This is a genomic window from Streptomyces sp. NPDC054840, assembly GCF_053611065.1.
In genome coordinates, this window is sequence record NZ_JBSGZP010000466.1 from 1 (window position 1) to 5969 (window position 5969).

Genomic DNA, 5969 nt, shown 5'->3' on the forward strand with positions numbered 1-5969 from the left:
GATGACGCCGGAGTCGCCGAGTCCGGGGGCGGCGGTGGGCAGGTAGACGGCTTGCGCCTGCCCGGTGGAGGTGCGGACGGGCAGGCGCGTGGTTTCGACTTTGCCGAAGAGGAAGCTGGTGAAGGCGTCCGTCAGGGCGGACATGGGATCTCGCATGGGCGGCACTTCCCTCCAGCTAGCGTCGGATGCCGGTGGCGAACGGCAAGGTGTTGACGAAGGCGCGGTGGTGCTCGCGGTCGCACCATTCCAGCTTCAGGTAGGACTTGCCGGCGGAGGCGCGGATCGTCCGCTTGTCGCGGGCGAGGGCCTCCGGTGAACGCGACGACACCGTGATGTACCCGACGAGGTTGACTCCTGCCGCACCACTGGCGAGATCTTCACCTCTTTGGTCGAGTCGGCCGTGCGCGGCGATGTCGCGGGGGTCCACGGTCCGGTTCATCTTGGCGGCGCGGGAGGCATCGGCCTCGTCGTTGGTCTTCTCGGTGAGCATGCGCTCGATGGCGACCTCGGTGGGCTCCAGGTCCATGGTGACGGCGACGGTACGGATCACGTCCGGAGTGTGGACGAGCAGCGGGGCGAGGAAGTTGACGCCCACGGGCGTCATCGGCCACTCCTTGACCCAGGCGGTGGCGTGGCACCAGGGGGCGCGGGTGGAGGATTCGCGGGTCTTGGCCTGGAGGAAGGTGGGCTCCACGGCATCGAGCTCGGCGGGCCAGGCGTTGCGCTTGGTCATGGCCTGGATGTGGTCGATGGGGTGGTCGGGGTCGTACATGGAGTGCACGAGGGAGGAGAGGCGGCCCTGGCCGAGGGGCTGACGGACGCGGATGTCGGCCTCGGCGAGGCGGGCGCAGATGTCGGTGAGCTCGCGGGCCATGACGATGGCGAGGCCGGCGTCGCGGTCGAGCTTGCGGCCCTTGTGGGGGGTGCCGGCGCGGGCGATGGCGTTGGCCTCGGCGGCGAGGTCGCGCGTGTAGTGCATGCAGGCGACGAGGTACGCGCGGTGCTGCTCGGAGGAGGTGGAGACCATCGACTGGAGCTGGTCGTAGGACTCGCGGAGCCAGCCGGGTGCCTGGGTGTCGCCGCGCTGGGCCACGTCCTTGGCGTGCGCGTCGGGGTCGGCGGGGAGGGTGCGGGCGAGCATCTGGAGGCGGGTGACGAAGCCGTCGCCGTTGGCCACGTGCTTGAGGAGGGTGCCGAAGCGGTCGACGAGGGCCTCCTGGTCCTCGCTGTCGCGCAGGCCGACGCCGGGGCCCTCGATCTCGATGGCGGCGGTGACGGTGCGGCGGTCGGCGTGCAGGAGGACGGCGATCTCGTCGGGGCCGAAGGGGGCGGCGAGCCAGTTGATGCGGCCGATGCCGGGGGGCGGGCCGACCTCGACCTCGCGGCCGTCGGAGCCGCGGATGCCGGCTTCCATGGCGCCCGAGCGGTAGGTCGTGCCGCGGCGCAGGGTCCGCTTGTAGCTGCGGCTGATCTCGAACCAGCGGTAGAAGGTGCGGCCCTTGTAGGGGACGTACACGGCGGCGAGCGCGATCATGGGGAAGCCGGCGAGGCTGACGATGCGCAGGGTGAGGTGGGGGACGAGCAGTCCGCTCATCATGCCGAAGAACGCCCCGGCGATGATCAGGGCGATCTCGCCGGTCTCGCGGTTCTTGCCGACGATCGCGTTCGGCCGGGCGCGGCCGATGAGATACGTGCGGCGGGGCGCGACCGGGTGCATCTGGTGGGACTGGGTCGTCAACGCCCGTCACCTCCTGTGTTCCTCGTGCTCGAGCTCGTGCGGGGCGGGGGTGCGGCGGAGGGGACGGATCCGCCGCCGGCCCCGCCGCCGGAGGTGGGTCGGCTGCTGTGGGCGGCCACGCCTCCGGAGAGGGGGTTGGCGGGGCGGGGCGCGTTGTTGCCGCCGCCGCTGCCGCCGTCGCCGCGGTGGGCGCCGCGGCTGCTGTGGGTTCTGATGCCCTGCGAGACGAGGGAGGCGGGGGAGCTGATGACGGCGGCCGCCTGGGCGCCGTCGGTTGCCTTGCTGCGGCCCGCGCGGGCGGAGGCGATCTCGTCGCCGAAGCCGGGGACGAAGCGGTAGATCATCGCGGAGGCGAAGATCGCGAGGAGGATGATCGCGAGGCCGGTGACGACGGCGGAGAAGGCGTTGGGGCCCTTTTCTCCGGTCAGGGCGCCGGCGAGGCCGAGGACGATGACGATGACCGGCTTGACGAGGATGACGGCGATCATGATGCCGGCCCAGCGGCGGACGTGGCCCCAGAGGTTGCGGTCGACGAGTCCGGAGTAGACGACGACGCCGAGGAGGGCGCCGACGTAGAGGAGGGCGGCCCGGATGAACAGCTCCAGGTAGAGCACGCCGGCGGCGAGGACGGTGACGAGCGCGACGACGATCAGCATGATCGGGCCGCCGCCGATGTCGTCGCCCTTTTTGAGGGCTTCGGAGAAGGAGCCGAAGAAGACGTCGGTCTGGCCGCCGGTGGCGGAGGCGATGACCTCGGTGACGCCGTCGGTGGCGGAGACGACGGTGTAGAGGATGAGGGGGGTGAAGGCGGAGGCGAGGACGGTGAGCCAGAGGAAGCCGACGGCTTCGGACATGGCGGTGGTGAGGGGGACGCCGCGGACGGCTCGCTTGGCGACGGCGAAGAGCCAGAGGACGAGGGTGAGGATGGTGGAGGCGGCGAAGACGACGGAGTACTGCTTGAGGAAGGCGGGGTTGGTGAAGTCGACCTCGGCCGAGCCCTTCACCGCTTCGCTGAGCTTGGTGACGATCCAGGAGGCGGCGTCGGCGCAGCCGCGGGCGAGGGAGGCGAGGGGGTTGAGGGCGTCGGCCGGGTCGGTGGGGGCGAGACCGGGGGCTCCGCCGGTGGTGCCGCCGTTGCCGCGCTCGCAGTACTCGCGGGCTGGCCCCGCGATCAGCGCACAGGGGTCATTGGTTGCGGTCGGCGCCGGGGGAGTCGGGTCCGGGGCCGCTGCCGCGCGGGTTGCGAACAGGACGACCGGGATCTGGACGACTGCTGCCGTAGCGCTGATGCCGAGGGCCGCGCGCCTGGGGCTACCGGGCATAGGTGAACCCTCCGAATTCGGTGACCGCGGTGCTGATCTCGCCGGATCCGGACACGGCGTTGTCACCGGTGACCGGGGTGGGGCCGTCCTTCTGAGCGGTCTCGACGACCTTCCAGTCGGAGCCGTTCCACTTCATGGAGACGGAGAGGGTGAACCATCCGCTGGTCACAGGGCGGATGGACTTTTCACCGGTCAGGCCGAACATTCCGACGCACCACACATCGACGGTGGCGGTCTCGCCGGCGAAGTTCTTGACCTTGGTTCCGGCGGGGACGGTCCGGTTGACGAATGTGGAGCCCGCCGGGGCGAGACCGTCCTTGGTCAGGCCGATCTGGGAGAGCAGGCCGGCCGAGTAGTCGGCGTCGAACCCTGCCTGCAGTTTCGCCCGTGTGCTGTCGTCGGAGACGGTGTCCACGATGGCGTGTCTGCGCGCGGTATTGAACATGCCGTCAGAGCCGAGCGCCACCGCGAAATTGGCGGCGGCGGACTGCGCGCCCTGCTCGTCGTGGGCGAAGCCCTTGGGGATGCCTGCGGATTTGCCCGTCACCGGGTTCGTGCCCGTGGCTGCCGTGGAGGCGTCCGTCGGGGGTTTGTCCGAGGCCGGGTCCGACGGGGTGTCCGGGCCCGAGTTGGCGAAGGCGATGGCGGCGATCAGGAGGACCACCACGCCGACCACGGTGATGAGGCTGCGGGAGGTGCGCGGGGTGCGGCGGGTGGGGCCGTACGGGTCGGCCGGGGTGTCCGGGAGGCGGGTGCGGGTCTGGCCGGTGCCGCCGACCTCGCCGTAGCCGCCTGCGCCGCCGTACTGGTCGTCGTTGCTCATTCCCTGTCCGCCCCCTCCGCGTCGTACGACGGTAGCGCTGGTTCCCGCGTGGATGTGGTGTGGTGATGCGTCATCGGCTACGGGGCCCGGCGCGCGACCCGGCTAGACGGCCATCCCGTAGACGATCGTGAACAGCGTCCCGAGGGAGCCGATGATGAAGACTCCGGTCAGCCCGGCCACGATCAGGCCCTTGCCTTGTTCCGCGCTGAACGTGTCGCGCAGCGCGGTGGCGCCGATGCGCTGTTTGGCGGCCCCCCAGATGGCGATGCCCAGGCAGAGCAGGATCGCGACGGCCATGACCACCTCGATCATGACCTTCGCTTCGTTGCCGAGACTGCCGAAAGGCCCCCAGTTCGGGGCGATTCCGCCGATGATGGTGGTGATGTCGCCCTTTTCGGCTGCCAGGATCATGTAACTCACCGCCCCTGTATGGGTAGTTCCGGAAGACCCTTGCCCGACGGCAGGGGTTACGCACTATCTTCGCTGATGAAACCGCCGCCGTCGTCGACTTGACGGCTCTCTTTACCCGATCTCGCGGCTCGCGCTCCGCTTCCGCGCTCTGACCTGGGCAGGGGCGGCGTGTACGCGCGAGAACATGCGGTCACTCTGTGTATCACGGGGGGTGACGCCGGGCAGTGATTGCCGTCTCGGCGTACGGGGGGTGGGGTGACGGGCCGCCGTTCGGAGCAGTGGCGTGGCGTGTCGTTGGGCCGGCCCGCCGACATGTGTCCGATCCTCTTCCGGTCGTTTCATCGGTGCGCGGGAGCGTGGCGGTGAGGTTGTCGGCGGGGTTGTCAGTGGGGTGCGGCAGGCTGGGGAGCATGACGACTCCTTGGACTCTCTCGGACATCGAGGCGGCCATCCGGGCGGGATGGTCGGCCGAGACCTGCGAGCCCTCCGACATCACGAAGATCCCCTGGACTCCGGAGAATCCGGGGTGGGGGCACTGTGACATCACGGCCCTCGTGGTGCAGGACCTCGTGGGTGGGGACCTGCTGCTGGGCGAGGTGTTCCACGACGGCCGGCAGGAGGGCTACCACTGGTGGAACCTGCTGCCCGGGGGCGTGCGGATCGATCTGACGCGGGAGCAGTTCCGGCGGGGGGAGGCGGTCACGCCGGGGCGGGTCGTGAAGCGGCCGCCCGGGCGGTTGCGCAGGCGGTGGGAGGAGTACCAGCTGCTGCGGCAGCGGGTCATCGACAAGCTGGGGCCCTTGCCGGGGGCGATGGTGACGCAGGACGGGCGGCGGCTCGCCTATACGGACTTCGGGGGTCCGGGGGCGCCGCTGCTGGCGTTGCACGGGCATTTCGAGGCGGGGGCGACGGCCTTCGGGCGGCTGGCCCAGGAGGTGGGTCCGGCGTGGCGGGTGATCGCCCTGGACCAGCGGGGGCACGGCAGGTCCGACCGGGCCGCGGCGTACACGCGGGACGGGTACGTGGCGGATGTGGCCGCGCTGCTGGAGCAGCTGGGGCTGGGGCCGGCGGTGGTACTGGGGCACTCGCTGGGCGGGGTCAATGCTTATCAGCTCGCGGCGCGGCGGCCGGATCTGGTGCGGGCGGTGGTGGTCGAGGACATCGGGGCGGTGGTCGACGGTGACCTGTCGTTCGCGCGGGAGTGGCCGGGACGGGCCGCGACCCGGGCCGGGTTCCTGGCGGGGGTGGGGAGCGCGGCGCCGCACCTGGAGGGGTCCTTGCAGGAGTATCCGGACGGGTGGGGAACCGCGTTCGAGGTGGAGGACATGGTGGAGTCCCAGCGGGAGCTGAACGGAGACCACTGGGCGGACTGGCTGGGGGTGCGGAAGCTGACGCTGCTGGTGCGGGGGGATCGCAGCGGTGTGCTGTCGGCGGAGCACGCGCGGGAGATGACGGTGCGGAGGGCGGGGGTGCGGTTGGTGGAGCTGCCGGCGGGGCATTCGGTGCGTGTCGGGGACCCGGAGGGGTTCTACGCCGCCGTGCGGGGGTTTTTGGCGCGGGTGTGAGGGTGTGCGGGTGCGGGTGCGGGTGCCGGGGTCGGGGGGCGGGGCGGGGTGGGTGTGGCGCCGTTGCCGGGGCTTCGCCCCAGACCCCGGGGGGGGGGGGCGGGGGGGGC

5 protein-coding genes and 1 pseudogene are annotated in these 5969 nt (G+C 71.2%); 1 reads left to right on the forward strand and 5 read right to left on the reverse strand.

Features of this window, described 5'->3' with window-relative positions:
• The 5 genes and pseudogenes from ACWGIU_RS27010 to ACWGIU_RS27030 form a co-directional block, all read right to left on the reverse strand.
• Window positions 1-156, reverse strand: a pseudogene (locus tag ACWGIU_RS27010) (ATP-binding protein); the annotation flags it as partial.
• A 19-nt stretch (window positions 157-175) separates the two neighbouring features.
• Window positions 176-1738: an SCO6880 family protein gene (locus ACWGIU_RS27015; protein ID WP_453709974.1), complete on the reverse strand. Its 1563-nt coding sequence runs from the start codon at window positions 1736-1738 to the stop codon at window positions 176-178.
• On the reverse strand, window positions 1735-3060 hold the full coding sequence (locus ACWGIU_RS27020; protein WP_453709976.1) for a hypothetical protein: 1326 nt from the start codon (window positions 3058-3060) through the stop codon (window positions 1735-1737). Before ACWGIU_RS27020 ends, ACWGIU_RS27015 begins: the two co-directional genes overlap by 4 nt.
• Window positions 3050-3883 carry a hypothetical protein gene (locus tag ACWGIU_RS27025; RefSeq protein WP_453709977.1) on the reverse strand — a complete coding sequence of 278 codons (834 nt, stop codon included), beginning with the start codon at window positions 3881-3883 and terminating at the stop codon, window positions 3050-3052. The genes ACWGIU_RS27020 and ACWGIU_RS27025 overlap by 11 nt, the downstream gene beginning before the upstream one ends.
• Window positions 3884-3985: 102 nt before the next feature.
• The gene (locus ACWGIU_RS27030; protein WP_008742356.1) at window positions 3986-4294 is read right to left on the reverse strand and encodes a hypothetical protein; all 309 of its coding nucleotides are present in this window, start codon (window positions 4292-4294) and stop codon (window positions 3986-3988) included.
• A gap of 410 nt (window positions 4295-4704) precedes the next feature.
• Here ACWGIU_RS27030 and ACWGIU_RS27035 point away from each other — a divergent pair, with 410 nt between their 5' ends.
• Window positions 4705-5859, forward strand: coding sequence for an alpha/beta fold hydrolase (locus tag ACWGIU_RS27035; protein ID WP_453709979.1), 1155 nt, complete (start codon window positions 4705-4707; stop codon window positions 5857-5859).
• Window positions 5860-5969: the final 110 nt, after the last annotated feature.

Excerpts from the sequence above, each read along its gene's own strand:
- ACWGIU_RS27020 (WP_453709976.1), bottom strand. The coding sequence starts at position 3,060 with ATGCCCGGTAGCCCCAGGCGCGCGGCCCTCGGCATCAGCGCTACGGCA.
- ACWGIU_RS27030 (WP_008742356.1), bottom strand. The coding sequence starts at position 4,294 with ATGATCCTGGCAGCCGAAAAGGGCGACATCACCACCATCATCGGCGGA.
- ACWGIU_RS27025 (WP_453709977.1), bottom strand. The coding sequence starts at position 3,883 with ATGAGCAACGACGACCAGTACGGCGGCGCAGGCGGCTACGGCGAGGTC.
- ACWGIU_RS27035 (WP_453709979.1), top strand. The coding sequence starts at position 4,705 with ATGACGACTCCTTGGACTCTCTCGGACATCGAGGCGGCCATCCGGGCG.